Annotated in this window: 17 protein-coding genes; 7 read left to right on the top strand and 10 right to left on the bottom strand. The window is 71.2% G+C overall.

What is annotated here, in order from left to right; translation table 11 throughout:
- Positions 1–11 precede the first annotated feature (11 nt).
- Both LZ198_RS30130 and LZ198_RS30125 read right to left on the bottom strand, forming a co-directional pair.
- Positions 12–1,775 (bottom strand): M14 family zinc carboxypeptidase, encoded by a 1,764-nt coding sequence (locus LZ198_RS30130; protein WP_253975554.1) that lies wholly within the window; start codon positions 1,773–1,775, stop codon positions 12–14.
- A 31-nt stretch (positions 1,776–1,806) separates the two neighbouring features.
- Entirely contained in the window at positions 1,807–2,742 is a 936-nt protein-coding gene (locus LZ198_RS30125; protein ID WP_253975553.1) for an MBL fold metallo-hydrolase, read from the bottom strand.
- 139 nt (positions 2,743–2,881) lie between these two features.
- Between LZ198_RS30125 and LZ198_RS30120 the strand changes: the two genes are divergently transcribed.
- The 4 genes from LZ198_RS30120 (at position 2,882) to LZ198_RS30105 (ending at position 9,111) form a co-directional block, all read left to right on the top strand.
- The gene (locus tag LZ198_RS30120; protein ID WP_253975552.1) at positions 2,882–3,337 is read left to right on the top strand and encodes an Rrf2 family transcriptional regulator; all 456 of its coding nucleotides are present in this window, start codon (positions 2,882–2,884) and stop codon (positions 3,335–3,337) included.
- A gap of 13 nt (positions 3,338–3,350) precedes the next feature.
- A complete protein-coding gene (locus LZ198_RS30115) occupies positions 3,351–4,307 on the top strand; it encodes an alpha/beta fold hydrolase (RefSeq protein ID WP_253975551.1) in 957 nt (318 codons plus the stop codon).
- 1,937 nt (positions 4,308–6,244) lie between these two features.
- Positions 6,245–7,705, top strand: a complete 1,461-nt coding sequence (locus tag LZ198_RS30110) for a sensor histidine kinase (protein ID WP_253975550.1) — start codon at positions 6,245–6,247, stop codon at positions 7,703–7,705.
- A complete protein-coding gene (locus LZ198_RS30105; protein ID WP_323383042.1) occupies positions 7,702–9,111 on the top strand; it encodes a sigma-54-dependent transcriptional regulator in 1,410 nt (469 codons plus the stop codon). Before LZ198_RS30110 ends, LZ198_RS30105 begins: the two co-directional genes overlap by 4 nt.
- A 146-nt stretch (positions 9,112–9,257) precedes the next feature.
- On the opposite strand, the gene LZ198_RS30100 is transcribed toward LZ198_RS30105, so the two are convergent.
- The 8 genes from LZ198_RS30100 to LZ198_RS30065 form a co-directional block, all read right to left on the bottom strand.
- Positions 9,258–10,106, bottom strand: a complete 849-nt coding sequence (locus LZ198_RS30100) for a MetQ/NlpA family ABC transporter substrate-binding protein (protein WP_253975549.1) — start codon at positions 10,104–10,106, stop codon at positions 9,258–9,260.
- Between the two features lie 53 nt (positions 10,107–10,159).
- Entirely contained in the window at positions 10,160–10,840 is a 681-nt protein-coding gene (locus LZ198_RS30095; protein WP_253975548.1) for a methionine ABC transporter permease, read from the bottom strand.
- Complete coding sequence (locus tag LZ198_RS30090; RefSeq protein WP_253975547.1) at positions 10,830–11,831, bottom strand: methionine ABC transporter ATP-binding protein; 1,002 nt, start codon at positions 11,829–11,831, stop codon at positions 10,830–10,832. Before LZ198_RS30090 ends, LZ198_RS30095 begins: the two co-directional genes overlap by 11 nt.
- Positions 11,828–12,796, bottom strand: coding sequence for a cysteine synthase A (gene cysK, locus LZ198_RS30085; protein ID WP_253975546.1), 969 nt, complete (start codon positions 12,794–12,796; stop codon positions 11,828–11,830). The genes LZ198_RS30090 and cysK overlap by 4 nt, the downstream gene beginning before the upstream one ends.
- Before the next feature lie 257 nt (positions 12,797–13,053).
- Positions 13,054–14,211, bottom strand: a complete 1,158-nt coding sequence (locus LZ198_RS30080; RefSeq protein ID WP_253975545.1) for a trans-sulfuration enzyme family protein — start codon at positions 14,209–14,211, stop codon at positions 13,054–13,056.
- Positions 14,162–15,250: a trans-sulfuration enzyme family protein gene (locus LZ198_RS30075; RefSeq protein WP_253975544.1), complete on the bottom strand. Its 1,089-nt coding sequence runs from the start codon at positions 15,248–15,250 to the stop codon at positions 14,162–14,164. Before LZ198_RS30075 ends, LZ198_RS30080 begins: the two co-directional genes overlap by 50 nt.
- Positions 15,251–15,275: 25 nt before the next feature.
- Positions 15,276–17,777, bottom strand: coding sequence for a bifunctional aspartate kinase/homoserine dehydrogenase I (gene thrA / locus LZ198_RS30070; RefSeq protein ID WP_253975543.1), 2,502 nt, complete (start codon positions 17,775–17,777; stop codon positions 15,276–15,278).
- A gap of 610 nt (positions 17,778–18,387) precedes the next feature.
- Positions 18,388–19,980 (bottom strand): transglycosylase SLT domain-containing protein, encoded by a 1,593-nt coding sequence (locus LZ198_RS30065; RefSeq protein WP_253975542.1) that lies wholly within the window; start codon positions 19,978–19,980, stop codon positions 18,388–18,390.
- A 335-nt stretch (positions 19,981–20,315) separates the two neighbouring features.
- Here LZ198_RS30065 and LZ198_RS30060 point away from each other — a divergent pair, with 335 nt between their 5' ends.
- The 3 genes from LZ198_RS30060 (at position 20,316) to LZ198_RS30050 (ending at position 24,722) form a co-directional block, all read left to right on the top strand.
- Positions 20,316–20,900, top strand: coding sequence for an RNA polymerase sigma factor (locus tag LZ198_RS30060; RefSeq protein WP_253975541.1), 585 nt, complete (start codon positions 20,316–20,318; stop codon positions 20,898–20,900).
- 203 nt (positions 20,901–21,103) lie between these two features.
- A complete protein-coding gene (locus LZ198_RS30055; RefSeq protein ID WP_253975540.1) occupies positions 21,104–22,087 on the top strand; it encodes a GIY-YIG nuclease family protein in 984 nt (327 codons plus the stop codon).
- A 139-nt stretch (positions 22,088–22,226) separates the two neighbouring features.
- The gene (locus LZ198_RS30050) at positions 22,227–24,722 is read left to right on the top strand and encodes a heavy metal translocating P-type ATPase (protein WP_253975539.1); all 2,496 of its coding nucleotides are present in this window, start codon (positions 22,227–22,229) and stop codon (positions 24,720–24,722) included.
- Positions 24,723–24,951: the final 229 nt, after the last annotated feature.

Below are 24,951 nucleotides of genomic sequence, written 5' to 3'. Positions count from 1 at the left end.
GGGCGTGTGCCTCAGCGGCCGGCCGTCAGGCCCGTGGGCGCGGTGGCGGTGCGCAGCACGGGGTAGACGCGCAGGCGCGTGTCGCGGGCGGGGTGGCGCTCGTAGAAGAAGCGCAGCCGGGCCCGGGCGTCGTTGGCGAAGGCGGGGTCCTTCAGCTTCGCGTCCCACTCGGCCTTCACGGCGGCGTCCTTCGCGAGCAGCTCGCGGGCGAAGGGCTCCAGCACGTAGTCCTCGACGTACTCCTTCTGCTCGAAGTGGGCGTTGAAGAAGCCCCACGCCAGCAGGGAGTCGGGGCCGGAGGGCTCGAACAGGTGCGCCACCAGCTCCACGCCCGGCTGGGCCGTGGGGACGTAGAGGGTGCCTGTGGGCAGCTCCTGGGACTGCTTCTCCCAGGCGCCCTTGACGGAGAGCGTGTGGTGGCCTTCGTTGGGTTGGGTGCTCCACTTCGCCTCGGTGGCGCGGAACACCTCCACGTCGGCGGCGGGCGTCGCGCGCGACAGGCGCTGGAAGCGCAGGCCGTGGGTGGTGAGCTTCTCCGCCACCCAGGCGGCGTGGGCGGGAGGGACCAGGTAGCCGCCGGAGGGAATCGCGGCGGTGAGGGCCGGCGTCAGCTCGCTGAAGTAGGGCACCTTCCAGATTTGGGGCTTCGAATCGTCGTAGCGGATCCACGTCTGGCCGGAGACCTCGGACGGGCCGCGCTCGTAGGCGTAGCCGCGGAAGTCGATGGGCTGGCTCTTGTCCGTGTTCTTCCAGGCGAGGACCACGTCGCGCGTCTGGCCGGCGGTGGCCTGGGCGTCGGTGTCCTTCAGCGCGGACAGCAGCGTGGCGCCATCGCGGGCGACCAGGCGCAACAGGCCCGCGACGACGTCGCGCGTGGCCTTCACGCGCTCGGCATAGGGCTTCCAGGAGTGGGTCTCCACCAGCACGCCGAAGCGGTGGTGGACCGCGGCGTAGGCGTGGCTCATGCGCGGCGGCGGCACGCCGTAGGCGAAGCCGGAGGTCGGGTCATCCTCCTGGAGGAAGGACGGGTAGAACACGAGGGGCTGGTGCCCTTGGGTCTCCAGCTCCTGGAACAGCTCCTGGCGCAGCTTCAAGCCCTGCTCGCGCAGCTTCTCCGGGCCGGTGTACTGGGGTTCGACGGCGACGGCGACGTCGGGCTCGAACTTGGCGCCGTCGGTGACGTGGAGGTCCGCGTAGACGACGGGGTCCCACGCGTTCAGGTAGCGCAGCAGGGCCACCATCTCCGGGGCGTCGGCCTTCACGTAGTCGCGGTTGAGGTTGAGGTTCTGCCCGGTGACGCGCCAGCCCATCTCCTCGGGGCCCACCTGGTTGGGGCGGTTGTTGGGGCCGAAGCGCTCGTGGCCGTCCACGTTGAAGACGGGGACGAAGACGGCGGTGACGCCCTTGAGGACGCCGGGAAGCGCCTTGCCCGTGAGCATGTCGCGCAGGAGCCAGAAGCCCGCGTCCTTGCCGTCGATTTCACCGGCGTGGATGCCGCCCTGGAAGAAGACGACGGGGCGGGCCTTCTTCTTCGCGGCGGAGGGGGTGAGCACGCCGTCCGCGCTGACGACGAGCGCGAGCATCGGGCGGCCCTCCGGGCTGGTGCCGAAGGTGTCGCAGCGGGCCTTGCCGGGGAAGGACTTCACGAAGGCGCGGCAGAGCGATTCGACTTCGGGGTAGCGGCCGGTGCGCGTCCATCCGCTGACTTCGGACGCGGTCGTGAGGGGCGGTGGCGTCTGGGCGAGCGACAGGGAGAGGGCGGTGGCGAGGAGCATGCCCTTCCCACACCACAAGCCCTGATGTGATTCAACCGCCGTGCAGGGTGAGCGTGCCTCCCACCGGCAGTACGTACAGGTGCTCGCGTGACCAGCCGCGTCGATTCCACTCGGCATCCAGGCGGCGGGGCGGCTCGTCGAGCGGCTCGTCGGTGAGCTTGAAGGTGCCCCAGTGCATGGCGAGGAAGCGGGTGGCGCCGAGCGCCTCGAAGGCGCGCACGGCGTCCTCGGGGTTCATGTGCTGGCGGCTCATGAACCACTCCGGGTCGTACGCGCCGATGGGGAGCATGGCCGCGTCGATGCCGGGGAACCTCCGGCCAATCTCCTGGAAGCCGTCGAACCAGGCGGTGTCGCCGGAGTGGTAGAGGCGGGCGCTGGAGCCCTCGATGACGAAGCCGCCCCAGAGCATCTCGTTGGCGTCGTTGAGGCCGCGCCGGCTCCAGTGCTGCGACGGGACGTAGTGGAGCGTGACGGGACCGACCTTCGAGGACTGCCACCAGTCGAGCTCGGTGACGGTGAGGCCCGAGCCACGGAACACGGGGGCGTGGCCCAGGCCGGTGACGACGGGGGCGCGCACGTCCTTCAAGGTGGGCAGGTCGAGGTGGTCGTAGTGGTTGTGGGAGACGAGGCTGGCGGCGATGGGAGGCAGCTTGTCGGTCGGGACGCCGGGCGGCACGTTGCGGTGGATGACGACGTTGATGGCGTCGCGCAGCACGGGGTCGACGAGGAGCGACAGTCCGTCGAGCTGGACGAGCCAGCTCGCGTGACCGAGCCAGGTCAGGCGCGCGCCTTCCCCGGGCGCCGGAGGCGTGGCGAGCAGGGTGAGGTCGGGGGCCACGTGTGGGACGGGGGCATGGTCGGGGGCCTTGCGACGGCGACCGGTGAGCTTGTCGGCCACGGCCCACTTGAAGACGCTGCTGAAGGGCTGCGGGCCGCTGCCATCCAGGTTCTTGAAGCGCATGGCCATGAGGCGTGCTCCTCCGGGGTGTCCGCTCCAGTCATGCTCGTGGGCGCGGGGATGCGCAAGGTGAATGCGGCGCCCGCGTCCACGAGCGGGGAAGCGACTCGACTTGACTTTCGAGGGCTCACGCTACATTTGAAGTGGCATGAGACGCGACAGCAGGCTCTCGGTCGCCTTGCACGTGCTGTTGCACATGCCGGAGCTGGGGCCGGTGGTGACGTCGGAGCAGATGGGGCGGTTGTTGAAGGCCAACCCGGTGGTCGTCCGGCGGACGATGGCGGGGTTGCGCGAGGCGGGCATCCTGCGTTCGGAGAAGGGGCATGGAGGGGGCTGGTCGCTGGCGCGGAAGCTGGAGTCCGTGACGCTGGCGGACGTGTACGAGGCGCTGGGCGCGCCGACGCTGTTCAGCATCGGGCCTCGGGACGAGAGCCCCGGGTGCTTCGTCGAGCAGGCCGTCAACGGGGCGCTCGGGAAGGCGCTGGAGGACGCGGAGGCGCTCCTGTTGGCGCGGCTTCGTGGCACGACGCTGGCGGACGTGGCGGCCAGTGTCCGTCGGGATGCCGCGCGCGTCCCGAGGAGTGGTTCTCGCAGGACGTCATGAAGGGAAGGGACCCATGTCTGGAATCACGCATCGCACGCTCGAGACGAATGGCCTCCGACTCCACATCGCCGAAGCGGGAGCGGGTCCCCTGGTCCTGCTGCTCCATGGTTGGCCGGAGTCCTGGTACTCGTGGCGACACCAGCTCCCGGCGCTCGCGGCGGCGGGCTACCACGCGGTCGCGCCGGACGTGCGTGGGTATGGACGGAGCGACGCGCCGCGGGAGGTCGAGGCGTACCGGATGAAGGAGCTGGTCGCGGACTTCGTGGGGCTGCTCGATGCGCTGGGGGAGCGGACGGCGGTGGTGGTGGGGCACGACTGGGGGGCGGCGATGGCGTGGAGCTGCGCCGCGCTCCATCCGGAGCGGTTCCGGGCCGTGGTGGGGATGAGCGTCCCCCACCTGGGTCGCCCGCCGATGCCGCCGACGCAGCTCTTCCGGAACGCCTTCAAGGACCAGTGGTTCTACATCCTGTATTTCCAGGAGCCGGGCGTGGCGGAGGCGGAGCTCGAGGCGGACATCCCGAGGACGATGCGCACCGTGCTCGCGGGGACGGCGGGCTTCGACGTGACGGCGGAGGCCGTGCGGTCGCGCAAGCCGGGGGATGGATTCCTCACGGGCGTCGAGGTGCCGGCGCGGCTTCCGGCGTGGCTCACGGAGGAGGATGTCGCGTACTTCGCGAAGGAGTTCGCCCACAGTGGTTTCCGGGGAGGGCTCAATCGCTATCGCAACATGGACCGGGATTGGGCGGAGCTGCCGGAGTTGGCGACGGTGAAGATCGAACAGCCGGCGCTCTACCTCGTCGGGGAGAAGGACCCGGGCCGTGCAATCGCTCCCGTGGAATACATGCGGCCGCTGGTCCCGAACCTCCGGGAGGTCTTGGTCGTACCGGGGGCGGGGCACTGGGTTCAGCAGGAGTGCGCGGACGCGGTGAACACCGCGCTGCTGGGGTTCCTGAAATCGCTGCCCGCGTGAGCTACGAGGACGAGTGGCAGCGGCAGCAGCAGGGCGATGCCTGCGCCGAGGTAGGTTCGCCAGTTCATCCGTCCGCACCGCACCGCTTGTGGCATTCCGCCTCGTCGCGAGAGACAGCGGAGTCGTAGTTCGTCCGGCGTTCGTCCGAGCCTCGCTTGGGAATGCTCCCTGAAGCGGCCGAAACCTCAATCTCGCCGAAGGTGAGCGCGGGAGTTCCTGGCGACGAAGCAGTGATTCATTGTCAGCAGACTGCAGCCCTGCTGGGCACGTGTTGAACGATTGCGGCCTGCGTTGGGAGGCCTATCTTCCCTGCATGGCCGCCTCTGAAAATAGATACGAGGTAGCTGAAGGAGCAGACGCAGTGAGAAGAAATCTGAAGCCTGAGTTTGGTTGGGCCCTGTCGTTTCGTGTGTCCGCATTGAGCGTGGTCCTGTCGATTCACTGGGGAGGTGGGGACCCTCCACTGCCTCCCGCTGTCCTGTCCGGGCTCCCTAACTGAGCCAGGTTGCTGTGCGTTGGAGGAGGGGTAGGCGCTCGGAGTTGAGCGGGCGTGGGTTGAAACAGCTAGCCAGTCTCTATTTTCGTAGGGCCTCTACGAAGAGGTTCGCCGTCAGTGATGGCGGCGGACCCATGTCCGCGTCATGTGCAGGCTGCATCTCACCACGTGGGGTGGCAGAACCAGGGGCCGGTGGGACGGCGCTGGAAGCAGCGGTAACCCTCGTTGCAGGTGTTGGGGCCCTTGGGGTCGCAGGGCTGCTTGCAGGACCAGCCGTCACAGACGCGTCCGTCGGGGCAGGGCGGCAGGTCGTCGTCCCCGCAGCGCTCCTCGCATTCGGACCAGATGACGCCGGGGCGCGCTGGTGCGTCGATGACCTCGCGGCGCTGACCGCCGGGACAGTGCGCCTCCTGGCAGGCTGGGCCATAGATACGGGCACACGCGGATGCGCCTCCGTCATGACGAACGCAGTGCTGGCCCGGCGGACATCCACTCTGCTCGCAAGAGGGCAGGCAGGCCGGTTCGGGGCGAGTGTCGGCGCAGAAGAAGCCGGGAGGGCACGTCTCCGGCTGCTGGGGCTCACACTGTCTCGCGCAGAATCCGGTCTCCCCGCTGCATTGGAGCCCTGGCACACAGGCTTCGTGTCTCTCCGCGGGAACCTTGATGCAGCGTTCACCTTCCTCGCGCACTCCTCGTGGGATGCAATACCGAACCAGGGGGCCGGCGCCTTCTGTCGCGATGACCCGACAGGTCGTCCCCTGAGGGCACTGTGCATCCGTCAGGCATTGGCTGTCCGCGCAATACTGGGCATGGGCACGTGCATCCATGAGGCATCCCAGCGGAACATCACACTCCGAGCTTCGAGCGCAGTCCCGGTGGTAGGTCGGCAGGCCTTGTCTCCTCTCGGGCTCGAGCACCGGACTGACGAGCCTGCCCTGAACCGACTCGGGCATTCGCAGTTGGGAGATGCCCGTGACGACGAGGGCGATGGGGACAGGGAGCAGGAGCGCGACGCCGGCCCCCATGAACGTACGCCACCTCATTCGGTGTCCCCGCAGCGGGTCCTGCACTCCGAAGTGTCTTGCCTCCCACCGCCACAGTGCTGCTCCACTTCGCTCGGCGAGCACCTGGGAGGAACGCTCTCCAGCGCATCCCTGTGGGCCGCGCTGTCCACCCAGCCGTCACGTCGGTGCACGTCGGGACTGCCGAGCAGGGCCCAGGACAGCGCGCACACCCAGATGGTCGACCATGGCATCGTGGCGCCCCCCGGCTGGACGAAACCACCCGTCACTCTACCTCAGGTAGGAGTCACGGGAGACGACCTCTCAGATGGGATGGGGCTCGACTGTGCACGTCCCGACACCGGGCCTGCGCGCTCGCGGTGGGGAGCAGGCGCACGAGGAGGCAGAGCGCGGGGCCGGGCTCCCATATATAGAGCGCGATGCTTCCCACCTCCGGCTCCACCACCCGCAAGCTGCTCCTGGCCTTCGGCGCGCTGGTCGCGCTGTTCACCGCGGCCTCGGGCTTCGCGCTCGCCCGGTTGGTGGACATCCGCGACGGTTCGCACGAGCTGCGCGAAGCAGGCGCCCGGGCTCGCGACACGCTGGAACTCGCCACCGCCGTCCGCGACCAGTACGCCCACGTCGCCCACACCATCATCCTCGGCAACGCGAGCCACGTGCGCTTCCACGAGGAGTCCCGGGCACGCGTGGAGGCCCTCACCCAGAAGCTCCGCGAGCAAGCCCAGGACGACGAGGAGCGCGCCTGGGTCGCCGACATCCAGCGCAACGGTGACGCCCTCGACCGGCTCTACCGCGACACCCTCCTGCCCGCCGTCCTGGCGAAGGACCAGGCCGCCGTCACCTCCGCCCACGGTCACGCGCTGGAGCTCGTCTCCCTCATCCAGTCGCGCGCCGACTCCCTCGCCCGGCGCTTCGATACCTCCATCGGCCAGTTCGAGGAGCACGTGGCCACGGTGGAGCACACGAGCTTCCGCTGGGCGCTGTTCCTCCTGGGCGGCGCCACCCTGTTCGCGGTGGGCGTGGGCATCTACATCGGCAACTCCGTCGCCCGCCCCGTGGCCCGGCTCTCCGAGGGTGCGGCCCGCGTGGCGCGAGGAGACCTCGACGCCCGTATCCCCGAGGACGACCCGGGTGAGCTGGGGCGGCTCGCCGCGCGCTTCAACCAGATGACGGAGGCGCTGCGCACGCACCAGGCCCAGCTCGTCCAGCACGAGAAGCTCGCCAGCGTGGGCCGGCTCGCGGCGGGCGTCGCGCATGAAATCAACAACCCGCTGGGCGTCATCCTCGGCTATGTGCGAATCCTCCAGCGCAAGGCCGAGGGCGCGCTGGCCGAGGACCTGCGGGTCGTGGAGGAGGAGGCGGTGCGCTGTCAGCAGATTGTCGAGGGGCTCCTCGACCTCTCCCGTCCGGGCCACGGCCCCGTGGAGCAGGTGGCCCTGCGCGAGGCCTGCGAGGACGTGGTGGCGCGACTGCGCGAGTCCGAACGGCTCGGGCAGGTGGACGTCCGCGTGGAGGGCGAGGCCACCGCGTGGGCCCAGCCGCCCCGCCTGCGACAGGTGCTCCTCAACCTGGTGAGGAACGCGACCGAGGCCGCGGGGGATGGAGGCTCCGTCGCGCTGCACATCTCCAGGACGAAGGATGGAGGCGCGAGCGTGGCCGTCTCGGATTCCGGCCCGGGCGTGAAGCCCGAGGACCGACCGCGCCTGTTCGAGCCCTTCTTCACCACGCGATCCACGGGCACGGGGCTGGGGCTCGCGGTGAGCCAGGCCATCGCAGAGGCGCACGGAGGCCACATCGAGGCGGACACCGGTCCCCTGGGCGGAGCCCGCTTCACGCTGCGCCTGCCGCCCGCGTCGCCCGCGAGGGAGGCGATGGCGTGAGTACCTTGGTTCCCCCCAGTGTCCTCGTGGTGGACGACAAGGAGAACATGCGCAAGCTGTTCTCCCGCATCCTCGGAGACGCCTACGCGGTGACGGAGGCGGCGGACGGGACGCAGGCGCTCGCGCTGCTCGCCTCGCGCGACTTCGACATGGTCGTCACGGACATCCAGATGCCCGGCGCGGACGGCTTCGCGGTGCTGCGCGAGGTGAAGCGGCGCACGCCGGACACGCAGGTGGTGCTCGTCACCGCGTACGCCAGCATCCCCAAGGCGGTCGAGGCCATCAAGGAAGGTGCCTACGACTACCTCTCGAAGCCCTTCGACCCGGACGAGGTGGCCCTGGTCGTGGCGCGAGCGCTGGAGCAGCGGCGACGCAACCGCGAGGCCGCGGGCCTCAAGGACCGCCTCGCCACCGTGCCCGACCTGCACGGACTGCGCGGCGAGAGCCCCGCGATGCGCGCGCTGCACGGGCTGCTGACCCAGGTGGCGGCGCGCGACCTCACCGTGCTGCTGACCGGCGAGACGGGGACGGGCAAGGAGCTGGCCGCCAGGGCCGTGCATGCGGAGAGTCCTCGCCGGGCGCGCCCCTTCGTCGCCGTGAACTGTGGCGCGCTGCCCGCGGAGCTGGTGGAGAGCGAGCTGTTCGGTCATGCCCGGGGCGCCTTCACCGGGGCCACGGTGGCCAAGGCGGGCCTCTTCGAGGAGGCCCACGGCGGCACGCTCTTCCTGGACGAGATTGGAGACCTGCCGCTGCCGGTGCAGGTGAAGCTCAACCGCGCGCTCCAGGAGCGGGAGGTGCGCCGCGTGGGCACCACCCAGCCGGTGAAGCTCGACGTGCGCGTGGTGGCGGCGACCCACAGGGACCTGTCCGCCGAGGTCGCGGCGGGGCGCTTCCGTGAGGACCTCTACTACCGCCTCAACGTGGTGACGGTGCGCCTGCCCGCGCTGCGCGAGCGCCGCGAGGACGTCCCGCTGTTGGCGATGCACTTCCTGTCTCACGCGGGGCGCCCGGAGCTGGACGGCTTCACACCCGAGGCGCTCCAGGCCCTCACGGCCTCCGCCTGGCCCGGCAACGTGCGGCAGTTGGAGAACGCGGTGGCCCGCGCGGCGGCGGTCGCACAGGGGCCGCGCGTGACGGTGGACGACCTGCCGCCCGAATTGGCGACGGTGAGCACCCGCCTGCCCACGCCTCGGGCCACGGCGGAGTCGCTGACGAAGCTGCCCTATCGCGAAGCCGTCGACAGCGCGCGGGACGCCGTCTCGCGCGACTACCTCCTGGCGCTGATGCGGGAGTTCGGAGGCAACGTCACCCACGCCGCCGAACGCGCGGGGATGGAGCGCGAGAGCCTGCACCGGCTCCTCAAGCGCTACGGCGTGCGCTCCGAGGACTTCAAGCGCACCGACTGAAGCCCGCGCTGGGCGACAACAGGCACGAGGCGCGCGAATGCCTCGTGCTCGTCGCTCGCTCCACCGTCGAATCACCCGGACCCGCTGCCCGCCAGGGTGTTCGCGCGAACGCCAGGGCGCGACCCGCGCGGAGTCGCCGTCCTCCCTCAGAACGCGGGCACCACCGCGTCGCCGTACTTCGTCTGGATGAAGCGGCGCACCTCTTCGGACTGGAGGGCCTTGAGCAGGGTGCGGACCTCCGGCCGGGCCTCGTCGCCCCTGCGCACGACGATCACGTTGGCGTACGGGTTGCGCGTGGCCGACTCGCGAGCCAGGGCCCTGGCGTCCAGGTTCAGGTGCTTCTGGGCCTCCAGGAAGTAGTTGCCGTTGATGACGGCGGCGGCCACGTCCTCCAGGGTGCGCGGTTGCTGCTCGGCGTCGATTTCACGCAGCACCAGCTTGCGCGGATTGACCACGATGTCCGCCACGGTGGCGCCAGCGCCCGTGCCCTCGCGCAGGCGCAAAAGCCCGGTGTCCTCCAGCAGGTGCAGCGCGCGCGAGGCGTTGCTCGGGTCGGCGGGAATCGTCACCTGCGCGCCCACGGGAAGCTCGGCGAGCTGGCGGAACTTGATGGAGTAGAGCGCCAGCGGCTCCAGGTGCACCGCGCCCGCGCTGCTCAGCGCCAGCTTCCGGTCCGCGGCGAAGCGCTCCAGGTACGGCACGTGCTGGAAGTAGTTGGCGTCGAGCTGCGAGTCCGCCAGCGCGATGTTGGGCTGCACGTAGTCGGTGAACTCCACCACCTCCACGCGTACCCCCTCGCGCAGGGCGACGGGGACGGCCGCGCGGAGAATCTCGCCGTGGGGGACCGGGTTGACGCCGACCTTCACGATGCGCAGGCCAGGGGCCTGGCCGGTGCTGAGCGGGTCGGACTTCGAGCACCCCGTCCCCACCAGCAGCGCGGCGGAGACGATGGCGAAGGCCAGGGGGATGAGCAGGAACGACGCAGGCGGCTTCATGGGGTGTGTCTCCAACAGGGGCGCGAGGCGAACAGCGCACCGCCCCGGATATTTCAATCGAGCGGGCGAGCAGACTGTGCGCGGCTGTGGTCGAACCGGGAGGCGAGCCCATCCCCGAGCCACTGCACCCACTGCACCAGCGCGAGCAGCACCACGAGGCAGCCCAGCATGACGTCGGTGCGGAAGCGCATGTAGCCGTACTTCACCGCCAGGTCTCCCAGCCCCCCACCGCCCACCGCGCCGGCCATGGCGCTGTAGCTCAAGAGGCTGATGACCACGAGCGCCGTGCCACGAATCAACGACGGGAGGGCTTCCGGCAGGAGGACACGCGTGATGACCCGTCGGTGGGTGGAGCCCATCGCGATGGCCGCCTCGACGAGTCCACCGTCCACTTCACGCAGCGCCTGCTCCACCACGCGGCCCATGAAGGGAATCGCCGCCACCACCAAGGGGACGATGGCCGCCGTGGTGCCGATGGTCGTCCCCACCAACAACCGCGTGAGCGGGACGATGGCCACCATCAGGATGATGAACGGCACCGACCGACCCACGTTGACGAGCGTGCCCAGCACCCGGTTCAGCGCCGGCCGCTCCCACAGCCCGCCCCGGTCCGTCAGCACCAGCAGCACGCCCAGCGGCAGGCCCGCCAGCACCACCAGCACGCCCGCCACGGACGTCATGTAGAGCGTCTCCAGCGTGGCCACCCACAGCGAATGTGCCAGCTCACCCGACATGGGCGGCCTCCTCGCGCGTCAGGCCCTCTTGCCGCAGGAACGCCAGCGCCTGGCTCACCGCGTCCGGCGCCCCGGTCAGCTCGAACAAGAGCCGCCCCACGCGCGTCTCGCCCACCCGCTCCAACGAACCCTCCAACAGGTGCGCGTCCACGTCGAACCGGCGCGCCAGCGTGCTCAGGATGGGCCGCGTGGAGTGCTCGCCCGACAGCGACAGCTCCACCCGCTGGCCCCCGCGGAGCACCGCGCTCTCCCCCGTGACGAAGGGCGGATAGCACAGCTCGTGCAACCGGGTGCCCGGCCGCGCGAGCAGGTCCACCACCTTGCCCTGCTCGACGAGCCGGCCCTGCTCCAGCACGGCGACGGAGTCGCAGATGGCCTTCACCACCTCCATCTGGTGGGTGATGAGCAGGATGGTGAGCCCCAGCCGCTGGTTGATGTCGCGCAGCAGCGAGAGCACGGCCCGCGTCGTCTCCGGGTCCAGCGACGACGTGGCCTCGTCCGACAGCAGGAGGCGGGGTCGGGGTGCCAGCGCGCGGGCGATGCCCACGCGCTGCTTCTGTCCGCCCGAGAGTTGGGAGGGATGGGCGTCCGCCTTGTCGGACAGGCCCACCAGGGCGAGCAGCTCCGCGACCCGCTCGCGAATCTCCGCCTTGGAGAGCCCGGCGACCTCGAGCGGATAGGCGACGTTGCCCGCCACCGTCTGCGAGGAGAACAGGTTGAAGTGCTGGAAGATCATCCCGATGCCCTGCCGCGCCAGGCGCAGCTCCTCGGGACGCATGGACAGCAGCTCCTTGCCGTTCACCCGCACCCGGCCCGACGTGGGGCGCTCCAGCAGGTTGACGCAGCGGATGAGCGTGGACTTGCCGGCGCCGCTCTGCCCGAGCACGCCGAACACCTCCCCTGGCTCCACCCGCAGCGACACGTCCTGGAGGGCCACCACCTCCCGCCCACCCTGGGCGTACACCTTGCCGACCCCGCGCAGCTCGATCATCCACCGACTCCCCGCGGCGTGTTCGCCAGCTCCTCGGCGAACGCCGCGAACGAACTCCAGTAGCGCTCACCCGTGTCGGGGAGCACCGTCAACACCGTCTTGCCCGGCCCCAGCCGCTTCGCCACCTGCCGCGCCGCGTGCAGCGCCGCGCCACTGGAGATGCCCACCAGCAGGCCCTCCTTGCGCGCCAGCTCCCGGGCCGCGAGGTACGCGTCCACGTCACCCACGTCGATGACCTCGTCGAACACGGAGCGGTCCAGCACCTCCGGGACGAAGTTGGCGCCGATGCCCTGGATGCGGTGCGGACCCGCCTTGCCCTGCGTGAGCAGCGGCGAGCGCAGCGGCTCCACCGCGACGACCTGGAGCGCCGGGTTCGCCTTCTTCAGCTCCCCACCCGCGCCGGTGATGGTGCCGCCCGTGCCGATGCCCGCCACGAACGCGTCCAGCGTCTTCACGTCCAGGTCGGCCAGGATTTCCTTCGCCGTGGTGCGGCGGTGGATCTCCGGGTTGGACGGGTTGCGGAACTGCTGCGGCATGAAGCCCTGGTCGCCCAGCGACTTGAGGAACTCCTCGGCGGCCTCCACGGCGCCGTTCATGCCCTTGGCCGCGGGGGTGAGCACCAGCTCCGCGCCATAGGCCTCCAGGAGGCGGCGGCGCTCCACGCTCATGCTCTCCGGCATGGTGAGCACCAGCCGATAGCCCTTCACCGCGGCCACCAACGCGAGCGCGATGCCCGTGTTGCCGCTGGTGGGCTCGACGATGGTCATCCCCGGACGCAGCCGGCCGTGGTTCTCCGCGTCCTCGAGCATCGCCAGCCCGATGCGGTCCTTCACGCTGCCGCCCGGGTTGAAGAACTCGACCTTCGCCAGCAGCGTGGCCTCGTCCGGCTGGGCGATGCGCGACAGCCGCACGATGGGCGTACGGCCAATGAGCTGGGTCACGTCTGCGTAGATGTTGTTGGGCATCCGCGTCTCTCGGGGGTTGGGCCGGGACCACGGTTGCGCCCCGGCGTGTGGGGAAAATGAAACGGCCCGTCTCCGATGCTGCTGGGGGACGGGCCGGACACGCCTGTGCGCGAAGGACGCTCAGTACGCTCGAACGGACGGACCCGTCGGGACGCGACAACACGCGCCACGACAACAGGTTCCGAAGCGAGCGACGAAGACGAGCATCGCCTCAGGACGTAACCAATCCGCCGGACGCTGTCAACCCGAGCACCTCCTCATGCCGCCTCCCGGACGGCGCGGCCCAACGCCTGGGCCAGGTCCGCTTGGAGGTCTTCCACGTCTTCCAGGCCCACGGAGAAACGGATGAGCCCGTCGGTGATGCCCCGGCGCTCGCGCTCGGGGGCGGGCACGGAGGCGTGCGAGTGCCTCGCCGGCACCGTGACGATGCTCTCCACCGCGCCGAGCGACACGCCGAGCAGCGGCAGCCGCAGCGACTCCACGAAGGGCGCCGCCATCGCGTCCCGGGCCAGCCGGAAGGACACCACCGCGCCGGTGCCCGGGTAGAAGACCTCGCGAACCTCCGGACGGCCGCCGAGCCACCGCGCCAGGGCCCCGGCGGTGCGCACCTGCCGCTCCAGGCGCACGTGCAGCGTCTTGATGCCGCGCTGGAGCAGGAAGCAGTCCTGCGGGCCCAGCACCGCGCCCACCGCGTTCTGGAGGAAGTAGACCTCCTTCGCCAGCTCCGGCGTGCGCACCGCCACCGTCCCCGCGACGACGTCGCTGTGTCCGCCCAGGTACTTGGTGGCGGAGTGGATGACGATGTCCGCGCCCTCGGTGAGCGGCCGTGACAGCGCTGGGGACAGGAAGGTGTTGTCGACGATGAGCAGCGCGCCGTACGTGCGCGCGAGCGCGGCCATGGCCGGGACGTTGGTGCGCTGGAGGAAGGGGTTGCTCACCGTCTCCACCAGCAGCCCCCGGGTCTCCGGGCGGAACGCGGCGCGCACCGCCTCCACGTCGCTGGTGTCCACGAAGGTGGCCTTGATTCCGAAGCGGCTGAAGACGCGCGTGAGCACGCGGTAGGTGCCGCCGTAGCAGTCGTCCGTCACCACCAGGTGGTCGCCCGCGCTGAAGAGCATCAGCACGGAGGAGAGCGCGGCCATGCCGGAGCCGAAGGCGAACGCGCCCGCCGCGTCGTCCAACGCGGCGAGCACACCCTCCAGCGACTTGCGCGTGGGGTTGCCCGAGCGCGCGTAGTCGAACTCCCCCGGCGAGTCGAGGCCGGGCTGGTCGAACATGGACACCTGGTAGATGGGCACCGCCGCGGCGCCCGTCACCGGGTCCACCTCGTGGCCGGTGTGCAGCACGCGGGTCGCGAAGCGCCGCTCAGCGGGGGCCGGCGTCGAGCGCCTGGGCCAGGTCGGAGATGATGTCATGGCAGTCCTCGATTCCCACGGAGAGGCGGAGCAGTCGGTCGGTGATGCCCAGCGCGTGTCGGCGCTCGGCGGGGATGTCTGCGTGTGTCTGGGTGGTGGGGTAGGTGATGAGCGTCTCGACGCCGCCGAGCGACTCGGCGAAGAGGCACAGCTTCACGGCGCCCAGCACCTGGGGCGCCAGCGCGGCGTCCGTGACGTCGAAGGACAACATGCCCCCGGCGCCCGGGTAGTAGACGCGGGCCACCTTCGGGTGGCGCGCCAGGAACGCGGCCACCTCGCGCGCGTTGGCCTGGTGCTTCTCCATCCGCAGCGCCAGCGTCTTCAGCCCGCGAATCACCAGGTACGCGTCCTGCGGCCCCAGGATGGCGCCGATGCCGTTCTGCGCGTACGCGAGCTTCTCGCCCAGCGCCGCGTCGCGGACCACGAGCGCGCCCGCGACCACGTCGTTGTGGCCGGCCAGGTACTTGGTGGCGGAGTGGACGACGATGTCCGCGCCCAGCTCCAGCGGGCGCTGGAGGTAGGGCGTGTAGAACGTGTTGTCGACGATGAGCAGCACCCCCGCCTCGCGCGCGATGGCGACGAGCGCCGGCAGGTCCGCCGTCTTCATCATCGGGTTGGTGGGCGACTCCACCAGCAGCGCCCGCGTGTTGGGCCGCAGCGCGGCGCGCACCGCCTCCGGGCGCGACGTGTCCACGAACGTGTGGGGTACGCGCAGGAGCCGGTCCACCAGGCGGTAGGTGCCGCCGTAGAGGTCCTCGGTGAGGACGACGTGGTCCTCGGGGCCGAAGAGCTGGAGCGCGCAGTGCAGCGCGGCCATGCCGGAGGCGAAGGCGAGCCCGCGCGCGCCGCCCTCGAGCTGCGCGAGCGCGTCCTCCAGCGCGGCGCGGGTGGGGTTCTTCGTGCGCGAGTAGTCGTAGCCGGTGGACTGGCCGAGCGCGGGGTGCTGGTAGGTGGCGGAGTGGTGGACGGGGACGGCCACCGCGCCGGTGGCGGGGTCCCTGCGGGTTCCGGCGTGGACGAGCGTCGTGGCGATGTTCATGGCGGGGGCTCCTTCGTGGAGGGGCTCAGCGGCCCCTCAGGGTCTGGGAGACGCGCAGGATATCGGCCAGGACGCCGGAGGCCGTCACCGCGCCTCCCGCGCCCGCGCCGCGGACGGTGAGCGGGAAGTCGCTGTGCCGCGTGGTGGTGAAGGACACGAAGGACTCGGAGCCGCGCAGGTCCGCGGCGGGGTGGCCCACCTCGGCGGCGTGCAGGCCCACGCGGATGACGGGTGTGCCGGTGCCGAGCTTCGACGGGTCGATGCGCGCCAGGTAGCGCAGCGTGGTGCCGGACGGATGGCAGTGCGCCACCTTCTCCGCGTACTCCCCGTCGAGCGCGCGCAGACCCCGCAGGAAGGCCTCCGTCGGCTCGTCGGCCTGGGCCGACGCGGGGACGAACGGCTCCAGCGCCACGTCCGACAGCGACAGGGGCAGCCCCAGCTCGCGGGCGAGGATGAGCGCCTTGCGCGCCACGTCGGCGCCGCTCAGGTCCTCGCGCGGGTCGGACTCGGTGAAGCCCCGGTCCCTCGCCGCGCGCACGGCCACCGACAGCGGCACGCCCGCCATCAGCTCGTTGCAGATGTAGCCCACGCTGCCGGACAGCGACGCGGTGATGAGGCGCACCGTGTCGCCGGTGCGCACCAGGTTGGCGAGCGTGTCGATGACGGGCAGGCTGGAAGCCACCGTCGTCTCGTAGTGGTACGCGACGTGGTTGCGCCGCGCCTCGGCGACGAGCGCCTCGCGCTCCGCCCAGGGCAGGGCCAGGGGCAGCTTGTTGGCGGCCACCACGTGGACGCCCCGGCGGAACGCCTCCGTGTAGAGCGGGGCCACGTCGCCCGCCGCCGTGCAGTCCACGAGGATGGGCACGGGCAGCCGGCGCAGCTCGTCCAGCAGCGGGACGAGCGTCCGCGTCCCGGGTTCGCCCCGGTCGACGCGCGCCAGCCGCTCCTCCAGTCCCTCCAGCGACAGCCCCGCGGGCTCGAACAGCGTGTGCCGGCTGTCGGCCAGGCCCACCACGCGCAACGCGATGCCGTGGCGCTCGCGCAGCAGGTCCTGCTGCGCCCGCAGTTGGGCGAGCAACTGCCCGCCCACGGTGCCCTTGCCGAGCAGGAACAGGCTCACCTGCTGGTGGGCGAGGTTGAACGCGGCGTGGGTCGTGCGGACCGCGATGGCGGTGTCGGCCGCGTCCACCACGCAGGAGATGGAGCGGGAGCTGGCGCCCTGGGCGCTGGCGCGCACGCCGACCCCCACCGCGCCCAGCGCGCTGAAGAAGCGCCCCGCCACGTTGACGCCCTGGCCCATGGCCTCGGCCACCAGCGTCAGCAGCGTCACCGGCTGGCGCACGCCCAGCGGCTCCACCTCGCGCCGCGCCAGCTCCTGGGACAGCTCCGTCTCCAACGCCGCGCGGGCGCGCTCCACGTCCGGACGCGGCACGACGACGGCGAGGGACTGGCCGTTGGCGGACTGCGCCGTCATCCACACCGTGACGCGGGAGGCGCGCAGCGCGGCCAGGGCCCGCTCGCCCAACTGGAACTGGTCGGACAGCTTGCGCACCTCGATGCCCAGCAGGGCCAGGTCCTCGCGCGTGGCGATGCAGGTGGGACGCTGCCCGTCCCGCGAGCCGATGGCGTCGATGAGCGTGCCCGGGTGGTCCGGGTGCATGGTGTTGCGGATGCGCAGGCTGATGCCGGACTCGATGAGCGGAATCATCGTGCGCGGGTGCAGCATGCGCACGCCCACCGCGGCCAGCTCCAGGCCCTCGCCGTGCGTGAGGTGCGGCACGGGGTACGCGTCGCTCACCAGGTCCGGGTCGGCGGTGTGCAGGCCCAGCACGTCCGTCCACACCGTCACCTCGCTCGCCCCCAGGCCCTGGGCCACGAGCGCCGCCGTGTAGTCGGAGCCGTTGCGGCCCAGCGTGGTGGTGCGGCCGTCCACCGTCGCGGCGATGAAGCCGGGGATGACCGGCACGGAGGCGCCCCAGCCGGCCGACTGCCGCTGGAGCTGCTCGCGCGTGCGCGCCACGTCCACCCGCGCGTTGCCGAACGTGTCGTCCGTCACCAACAACTGCCGCGCGTCACGGAAGGCCGCGGGGGTGCCGGAGGCCTCCAGCAGCTCCGCCAGCAGCGTGGAGGACACCCACTCCCCGAAGGCGAGCACCTTGTCGCGTGAGGCCGGTGAGCACTCGCGGGTGAGGCTGATGCCCTGGAGCAGCTGCTGGAGCGGGGCGAGCAGCCGGTCCACGCGCGCCGCCAGCGGGGTGCCCCGCGCGGGGTGCAGCGCGGTGGCGTTCGTCTTCGCCAGGTGGGCCACCCGCGCCACCACCGTGAGGGCCTCCTCCAGCTCGCCGCGCGTGGCCAGCTCCGCGGCCTCCAGCAGCCAGTCCGTCGTGTCGCCCATGGCGGAGACGACCACGGCCAGGGGCCCCGCCTTCGCGTGCAGGCCAATCAACTCCAGGACCTGCCGCAACCGGCGGGGCGAGCCCACGGAGGAACCACCGAACTTCATCACCCGGAAGGACGTGCTGCTCATGTCGCGAACCTCGAACGGGAGCGCCACGGCGCCCCGAAGTCGTGAGAGGGCGCGAGCGCGCGTTCGCCGGACACACGTCTGGCAATCGCGGCGTGCTTTCGCGCCGAGGAGAGGGAATGGAGAGGGATTGAGGGAGGAGGCGGGCCCTAGCCGGCGCGCATCAGCCAGCGCATTCGCGCGGCCATGGCGAGGCGGGGCCCGCGCATTCGAGCGCTGGCCCGGACGCGGAGCGCGTCACGGCGGGGCGGGGCGTCGAGGGATGCGGCGTTGCCGGTGGGAACCACGGAGGTCCTCTCTCACCGAAGCGGAGGGGCTGACCTCGCTTCGGACGCTTGGTTTGCCCGGAGAGCACCTGCTCTCAGAACCGCATCGTTTGGACACCTTGGAGGTCCGACTCCAGGTTGTCGGGCCACCGCCGAAGCGGGACCGCTCTGGATGCTGGGATGGCTGATAGACGGTGTGCGGGGGCTTGTCAATCACTCGCACCTCGCGTCGCACCGGGGGGCCGGAAACGAACACCGGGCGGCGGGGCTCGAAGGCACCCGGCCGCCCGGCGTGGAGGAAGGCGGCGCGTGCCACCTCCCCGTGCGCGTGTCATCCGCGCGTGACGTCAGTCGCGCTTGATGGCGTCCTTCGGGACCAGGATGGCGACCTCCTTGCAGTCCGAATAGATGATGGAGCTCATGTCGGCGTAGTTGTGGGTGGTCTTCCCGTTGTTGCGGACGACGCCCATGTCGTTGCCCTTGGAGCCGCCGCTGTAGTCCCAGCCGTGGCGCGTCTGGAAGATGATGGCGCCGTCCGGCACCTTCCCTTCCTTGACGAGCTGGCGGTACTGGTCGGCCGTGACGACGTTGGCGGTCGCGTTGCCGTACGGGCTCTTGATGGCCTTCTGCTTGGAGCCCGGGAAGGGGATGGACTCCCAGCCGTTGCGCAGCATCTGCGCCATGCCGCCGCGGGGGTTGTTCGGGTCGTTGCCCGTGGCGGACGGCGTGTTGGGGATGCCCAGCCGGCGCATGTTGTTGAGCGTCGTCTGCACGCAGTAGCCCGTGGGGCCGTTGTCCAGCCGGGACGTGGCCAGCTTCTTGAGCGTGGGGTTGTTGGTGTCGATGGTGACGCCGTTGCCCAGCACCGCGCCCGGCTTGTTGGTGGTGTTGTCCGTTTGGGTCTGCGTCGTGCCCGGCTTCGGCTTCGTGTTGGTGGTCTCGAAGCTGTCGCCCGTGGGCTTGGTGGCCGGCTTGTTGGTGATGCCGAGCTTCTTCAGCATGTCGGCGCCCGCGAAGCCCTCCTTGCCGGGGGGGGGCTTGAGGCCGTGCTCCAGCTGGTACTTCTGCACCGCCGCGCGCGTCTTGGGGCCGAAGAAGCCGTCCGCCTCCACGCCCAGCTTCTTCTGCAGCTCACGCACCGCGGCGCCCTGGTGGCCGATGTGCAGGTCCGCCTTGCCGGCCTTCACGTCCGAAAGGCTGGGCGCCGCCGTGTACTTGCCGTTGAACCTGGGCAGCGCGGCCGGCTTCACCGTGTTGGTCTGCGTGTTGCCGGGCTTCGTCACGGAGCCGGGCAGGTCCGTGTTGGTCGTCGTGCCGCCGAAGTCCTTCGCCAGCGCCTGGGCGCGCGCCCACACGTCGTTCGAGTAGTCGTTGCCCGTGGTGCCCACGTCCATGTTCTGGATGGTGCGGACGTTCTTCGGGCCGGAGTTGTACGCCGCCACCGCGCCGCGCAGCTGCTGCTCCGGCGACCAGTCCGGGTGCGCCTTCTTCACGTCGTTGAGGAAGCCCTTGAGGATGCCGGCCGCCTGGTCGATGTGGTTGGCGCTGTACGGCCCGCCCTCGGGCTTGTGATAGCGCTTGTCCACCTGCATCAGGCCGAAGCCGTTGCCGTTGTCACCCAGGCCCCGGCTGTCCAGCGCCGCGCCCGCGCGCGACTCGCGGCTGGCGATGGCGGCCAGCAGCGCGGGCGGCAGGTCGTACTTCTTGCCCGCGGCCTCGAACTCGGCCGCGTACTTCTTCAGCCGCGCCGCGTCCGTCTGCGCCATCTTCGTGGAGGCGTTGACGCCCGCCGTCAGCCCATCCTGTGACGCCGTGCGCTGCGAGGCGCCCGTGGGCTTGTAGCGCGAGAGGATGGCATTGAGGTCCTTCGTGCCGGCGTCATTCGAAATGGTCTGGGTACGCGCGAGGCTCGAAGTCCTCACGGACAGGTTGTTCGACATTGGCGACATCCCCTTGAGACCCTGGGGCAGGTAGTCCCCGGGCAGCGAATGTCGGAATTGTCAGATCAAAAGCTGGAAAAGTTTCTTTGCGCGCCAAGTCGTAAATAAAGGCCCAATGAGTTCGCGGGGTTGTGTTCACATGCAGTGATCTTTGACGCACGTTGTGTCGTATTCGTGACATTGGAAATTCGTCTGTCCATTGTGGGTATGTCAAACAATTGCAGTGAGGCTTTGTCACGAGGTCGTGACGGAGTGCCGGGGACGGGGCGCCGCTTCGCCCGCACGGACGGAGGGATGGGCGCGCCTCCTCGCCGCGGACTGGATATGAGGGGGGAATGGGTCGAGAGGCGCAGGTCGGAGCGGAGGCGGTGCGGGATGACGGCGACGCGGTCACGCGGGCGCTCGTGGAGAATCACCGTCAATTTCTGTCATTTCTGGAACGTCGGGTTGGGGACAAGGCGATCGCGGAGGAGCTGCTCCAGTCCGCGTTCGTGAAGTCGTTGGAGAAGGGCGGCGCGCTGGAGGGGGAGGGCGCGGTGGCCTGGTTCTACAGGCTGCTACGCAACGCCCTGGTGGACCACTACCGCCGGCAGGCGGCGGAGGGGAGGGCGCTGGCGCGCGAGGCCCAGGAGGCCCAGGAGCCCATCGAGGACCCGGAGCTGCGGCGGACGGTCTGCGCGTGCGTGGGAGCGCTGCTGCCCACGCTCAAGCCCGAGTACGCGGAGATGGTGCGCCAGGTGGACCTGGAGTCGCGCCCGGTGCCGGAGGTGGCGCGCGAGGCGGGCATCACCCCCAACAACGCGGGGGTGCGCCTGCACCGGGCGCGACAGGCGCTGAAGAACCAGCTCGAGCGAAGCTGCGGGGCGTGCGCGGCGCATGGCTGCCTGGACTGCACCTGCCGGTCTCGGCCCGGGGCCTGAGCGGGCGGGCGACGGGGCGCCCGGCGGGTGGACAGAAAGCGCTTGCCGCGCCCCGGGTGCCGCCGCTATCTCCCCGGCAGGTGCCGAGGGGCGCCTGCCCGAAAAGACGACGTCACCCTCGCTTCACCCAGCGGTCCGACAGTTTCCGATGAGTTCCTTCCACGGCCCGCGACACGGGTGGGGCCGCCGACGAAGGGCTTTTCATGGGAACCGTCTCGCACACCTCCGAAGCCAGCTCCCTCCAGGAGTGCAAGGTCCGGGCATCGCGGCTCCTGAAGGAGCTGGGTTCGCCGGACGCCACGCGCGCGGCGCGGGCGGCGGAGCGGCTGCGCGCGCTGCCCGTCTTCGCGGGACTGCCCCTGGGCGAGGTGCTCGCGCGCCGCGACTCGGTGCAGCGCAAGCACGTGCTCGCCGTCATCGCGCGCGAGCAGGGGCATGCCTCCTGGGGTGAGCTGAAGCGCGCGCGGGAGTCGTCGCCCGTCGACTTCGAGCGGCTGCTCTCCCGCGCGGGTGGCAACTCCCTCAACCGCTGGTTCACCACGTACGCGGAGGCCGTCGCCTCGCTGCGGGCGGAAGGGGGCTACCTCTTCCCGTTCCGCGAGCAGTTCTTCGTCTGCGAGCGAGGGCTCCTCGCGGCGCTGGGGTTGGACCCGGCCGACGCGGACTGGGCGCTCGCGGGCCCCGACTGGCTGGCGCCGCTCGACGTGGAGGCGCACGCGCGCCTCGAGCAGCGGCTGCGGCGCTCCATGCCCGACGACGCACCCCCTTCATCTCCCCTCACCAGGAAGTCACCCATGTCCTCGACCGACCCTTCGTCCTCCTCCGGCGGCCGCTCCCGGCGCTCGGAGCTCAAGCGTGGCTACAAGGAGAAGCCCCCGCCCATGGGCGTGTACGCCGTGCGCAACCGCGCCAACGGGAAGGTGCTGGTCGGCGCCAGCCTCAACCTGCCGGGCATGCTCAACCGCATCCGCTTCGAGCTGGAGACGGGCATGCCCCGCATCCCCGCGTTGCTGGAGGACTGGCGGCGCCACGGCGCGGACCAGTTCTCGTTCGACGTGCTGGACGTGCTGGAGCCGCCCGAGGAGCCGGGCGTGGACCTCAAGGCGGAGCTCCAGGTGCTGGAGGCGCTGTGGCTGGACCGGCTCCAGCCCTATGGGGACGCGGGCTACAACGAGCGGCCGAAGTAGGCCGCCTGGAGGCGTGGCGGCGGGCCTCGCGGCCGGGGCCCGGGCGGTGGCGTCCCGGGGCCCCCACTCTTCGGGAAGAGCCCCTGTAAGAGTTTTCCGGGTGCCTCGTTGGCCCGGGGGAAAGGAGCCGCGAAGCCTCATGACCCGCCACATCCACCCGAGCCCCCACTCCCACTCCTCCTCCACGCCGCCTCCCACTCCGAGCAGGGAGGCGCCCGCCATCGACCCCGTCTGCGGGATGAAGGTCGACCCGAGCGCCCCCAAGGGGGGCAGCCTGGAGCACGCGGGGCGCGTGTACTTCTTCTGCAACCCGAAGTGCCGGGAGCGCTTCCGCGCCGACCCGGAGCGCTACCTGGCTCCAGCCGAGGAGAAGGCGAAGGAGGCGGCCCCACCCGCGGCGCCGGGCACGATGTACGTCTGCCCCATGGATCCGGAGGTGCGTCAGGCGGAGCCAGGGGCCTGCCCGAAGTGCGGCATGGCGCTGGAGCCGGAGACGCCCTCCCTCCCGGAGACGCGCGTCGAGTACGTGTGCCCCATGCACCCGGAGGTGGTGCGCGACGGCCCGGGGGCGTGCCCCCTCTGCGGCATGGCGCTGGAGCCGCGCACCGTGCTGCCCGAGGACGTGCCGGACCCCGAGCTGAAGTCGATGTGGCTGCGCTTCCGCGTGGGGCTCGTCTTCACGGTGCCCCTGTTGCTCCTGGCCATGTCGGACATGATTCCCGGGCAGCCGGTGCAGCACGCGGTGTCCGCGTCGGTGCTGGCCTGGGTGCAGCTCGTGCTGGCCACGCCCGTGGTGCTGTGGGCGGGGTGGCCCTTCTTCCAGCGCGGCTGGGCGTCGGTCCGCAACCGTCACCTCAACATGTTCACCCTCATCGCGCTGGGGACGGGGGCGGCGTATGCCTTCAGCGTCGCCGCCACGCTCTTCCCGCACGTGCTGCCGGAGGGGCTGCGCACGGGGCACGGTGGCTCGGCGCCGCTGTACTTCGAGGCCGCCGCCGTCATCGTGACGCTGGTCGCGCTGGGGCAGGTGCTGGAGCTGCGGGCGCGGCACGCGACGTCGGGGGCGCTGCGGTCGCTCCTGAGCCTGGCGCCGCCGGTGGCGCGCCGCGTCCGCGAGGACGGACACGAGGAGGACGTGCCGTTGGCGCACGTCCATCCGGGAGATCGCCTGCGCGTGCGCCCGGGCGAGAAGGTGCCCGTGGATGGGGAGGTGCTGGAAGGCACGAGCGCGGTGGACGAGTCCATGGTGACGGGCGAGCCGGTGCCGGTGGAGAAGGCGCGCGGCGAGAAGGTGACGGGCGGCACGGTGAACGGGACGGGCTCGCTGGTGATGCGGGCCGAGCGCGTGGGGCGGGACACGCTGCTCGCGCGCATCGTCCAGCGGGTGAGCGAGGCGCAGCGCACGCGCGCGCCGATCCAGCGGCTGGCGGACAAGGTGGCGGGCATCTTCGTGCCGGCGGTCATCGCGGTGGCGCTGGTGACGGCGGTGGTGTGGGGGTTGTGGGGACCGGAGCCGCGGGGCGTGCACGCGCTGGTGAACGCGGTGGCGGTGCTCATCATCGCCTGCCCGTGCGCGTTGGGGTTGGCCACGCCCATGTCCATCATGGTGGCCACGGGGCGTGGGGCGCAGGCGGGGGTGCTCATCCGAGACGCTGCCGCGCTGGAGCGGTTGGCCGCGGTGGACACGCTGGTGGTGGACAAGACGGGCACCCTCACCGAGGGCAAGCCGCGGCTGGTGTCGGTGGTCGCCGCGGAGGGGTTCGACGAGGCGCGGCTGTTGCGGCTCGCCGCGAGCCTGGAGCGGGGCAGCGAGCACCCGCTGGCGGAGTCCATCGTCGCGGGCGCGAAGGCCCGGGGCGCGACGCTCGGGGCGGTGCGGGACTTCCAGTCGGTGACGGGGCAGGGCGTGGTGGGGCGGGTGGACGAGGTCGAGGTCGCGTTGGGCAACGTGTCCCTGTTGAAGTCGCGCGGGGTGGACGTCGCCGCGCTGGGCGAGCGGGCGGAGGCGCTGCGCCACGAGGGGCAGACGGTGGTGCTGGTGGCGGTGGAGGGGCGTCTGGCGGGGCTGCTGGGCGTGGAGGACCCGGTGAAGGCGTCCACGCCGGAGGCGCTGGCGCTGCTGCGTCAGGACGGGCTGCGGGTGGTGATGCTCACGGGCGACAGCCGCACCACGGCCGAGGCGGTGGCGCGCCGGCTGGGAATCACCGAGGTCATCGCGGGTGTGCTCCCGGACGCGAAGGGCGACGCGGTGCGCAGGCTCCAGGTCGAGGGGCGCGTGGTGGCCATGGCGGGTGACGGGGTGAACGACGCGCCGGCGCTCGCGCAGGCCGACGTGGGCATCGCCATGGGGACGGGGACGGACATCGCGATGGAGAGCGCGGGCGTCACGTTGGTGAAGGGCGACCTGCGGGGCATCGTCCGGGCGCGTCGGTTGAGCGAGGGCACGCTGCGCAACATCCGGCAGAACCTCTTCTTCGCCTTCGTCTACAACCTGCTGGGCGTTCCGGTGGCGGCGGGCGTGCTGTATCCGGTGTTCGGCCTGCTGCTCAGCCCCATCTTCGCCAGCGCGGCGATGAGCCTCTCGTCCGTGTCGGTCATCGTGAACGCGCTGCGCCTGCGGCGGCTGAAGCTGTAGGGCGCGGGCTCGGGCCTCCGTGCGCGAGTGGGGGGCTCGCGCGGGGGTGGTCCGGTGGGACCGTATCGGTGAGTAGGCCCGCCTCCTCGTGAGCAGGGACGTCGTCCTCGCATCTCGGCAGGGGGGCGCCTCACTCCACGGTGCGCGGGGAGTCCTCGCATCTCGGCGCGGGGGCGCCTCACTCCTCGGTGGGCGGGGAGTCCTCGCATCTCGGCAGGGGGGCGCCTCA

It is taken from the genome of Myxococcus dinghuensis, assembly GCF_024198235.1.
GTDB classification, from domain to species: domain Bacteria; phylum Myxococcota; class Myxococcia; order Myxococcales; family Myxococcaceae; genus Myxococcus; species Myxococcus dinghuensis.
Note: the sequence above shows the minus strand (reverse complement) of the source record. Positions and strands in the feature narration are given on the sequence as shown.

What these genes read in the sequence shown, in the direction of transcription:
- LZ198_RS30130 (WP_253975554.1), bottom strand. Translation starts at nt 1,775, where the DNA reads ATGCTCCTCGCCACCGCCCTCTCCCTGTCGCTCGCCCAGACGCCACCG.
- LZ198_RS30125 (WP_253975553.1), bottom strand. Translation starts at nt 2,742, where the DNA reads ATGGCCATGCGCTTCAAGAACCTGGATGGCAGCGGCCCGCAGCCCTTC.
- LZ198_RS30120 (WP_253975552.1), top strand. Translation starts at nt 2,882, where the DNA reads ATGAGACGCGACAGCAGGCTCTCGGTCGCCTTGCACGTGCTGTTGCAC.
- LZ198_RS30115 (WP_253975551.1), top strand. Translation starts at nt 3,351, where the DNA reads ATGTCTGGAATCACGCATCGCACGCTCGAGACGAATGGCCTCCGACTC.
- LZ198_RS30110 (WP_253975550.1), top strand. Translation starts at nt 6,245, where the DNA reads ATGCTTCCCACCTCCGGCTCCACCACCCGCAAGCTGCTCCTGGCCTTC.
- LZ198_RS30100 (WP_253975549.1), bottom strand. Translation starts at nt 10,106, where the DNA reads ATGAAGCCGCCTGCGTCGTTCCTGCTCATCCCCCTGGCCTTCGCCATC.
- LZ198_RS30095 (WP_253975548.1), bottom strand. Translation starts at nt 10,840, where the DNA reads ATGTCGGGTGAGCTGGCACATTCGCTGTGGGTGGCCACGCTGGAGACG.
- LZ198_RS30090 (WP_253975547.1), bottom strand. Translation starts at nt 11,831, where the DNA reads ATGATCGAGCTGCGCGGGGTCGGCAAGGTGTACGCCCAGGGTGGGCGG.
- cysK (WP_253975546.1), bottom strand. Translation starts at nt 12,796, where the DNA reads ATGCCCAACAACATCTACGCAGACGTGACCCAGCTCATTGGCCGTACG.
- LZ198_RS30080 (WP_253975545.1), bottom strand. Translation starts at nt 14,211, where the DNA reads ATGACATCATCTCCGACCTGGCCCAGGCGCTCGACGCCGGCCCCCGCT.
- LZ198_RS30075 (WP_253975544.1), bottom strand. Translation starts at nt 15,250, where the DNA reads ATGAACATCGCCACGACGCTCGTCCACGCCGGAACCCGCAGGGACCCC.
- thrA (WP_253975543.1), bottom strand. Translation starts at nt 17,777, where the DNA reads ATGAGCAGCACGTCCTTCCGGGTGATGAAGTTCGGTGGTTCCTCCGTG.
- LZ198_RS30065 (WP_253975542.1), bottom strand. Translation starts at nt 19,980, where the DNA reads ATGTCGAACAACCTGTCCGTGAGGACTTCGAGCCTCGCGCGTACCCAG.
- LZ198_RS30060 (WP_253975541.1), top strand. Translation starts at nt 20,316, where the DNA reads ATGGGTCGAGAGGCGCAGGTCGGAGCGGAGGCGGTGCGGGATGACGGC.
- LZ198_RS30055 (WP_253975540.1), top strand. Translation starts at nt 21,104, where the DNA reads ATGGGAACCGTCTCGCACACCTCCGAAGCCAGCTCCCTCCAGGAGTGC.
- LZ198_RS30050 (WP_253975539.1), top strand. Translation starts at nt 22,227, where the DNA reads ATGACCCGCCACATCCACCCGAGCCCCCACTCCCACTCCTCCTCCACG.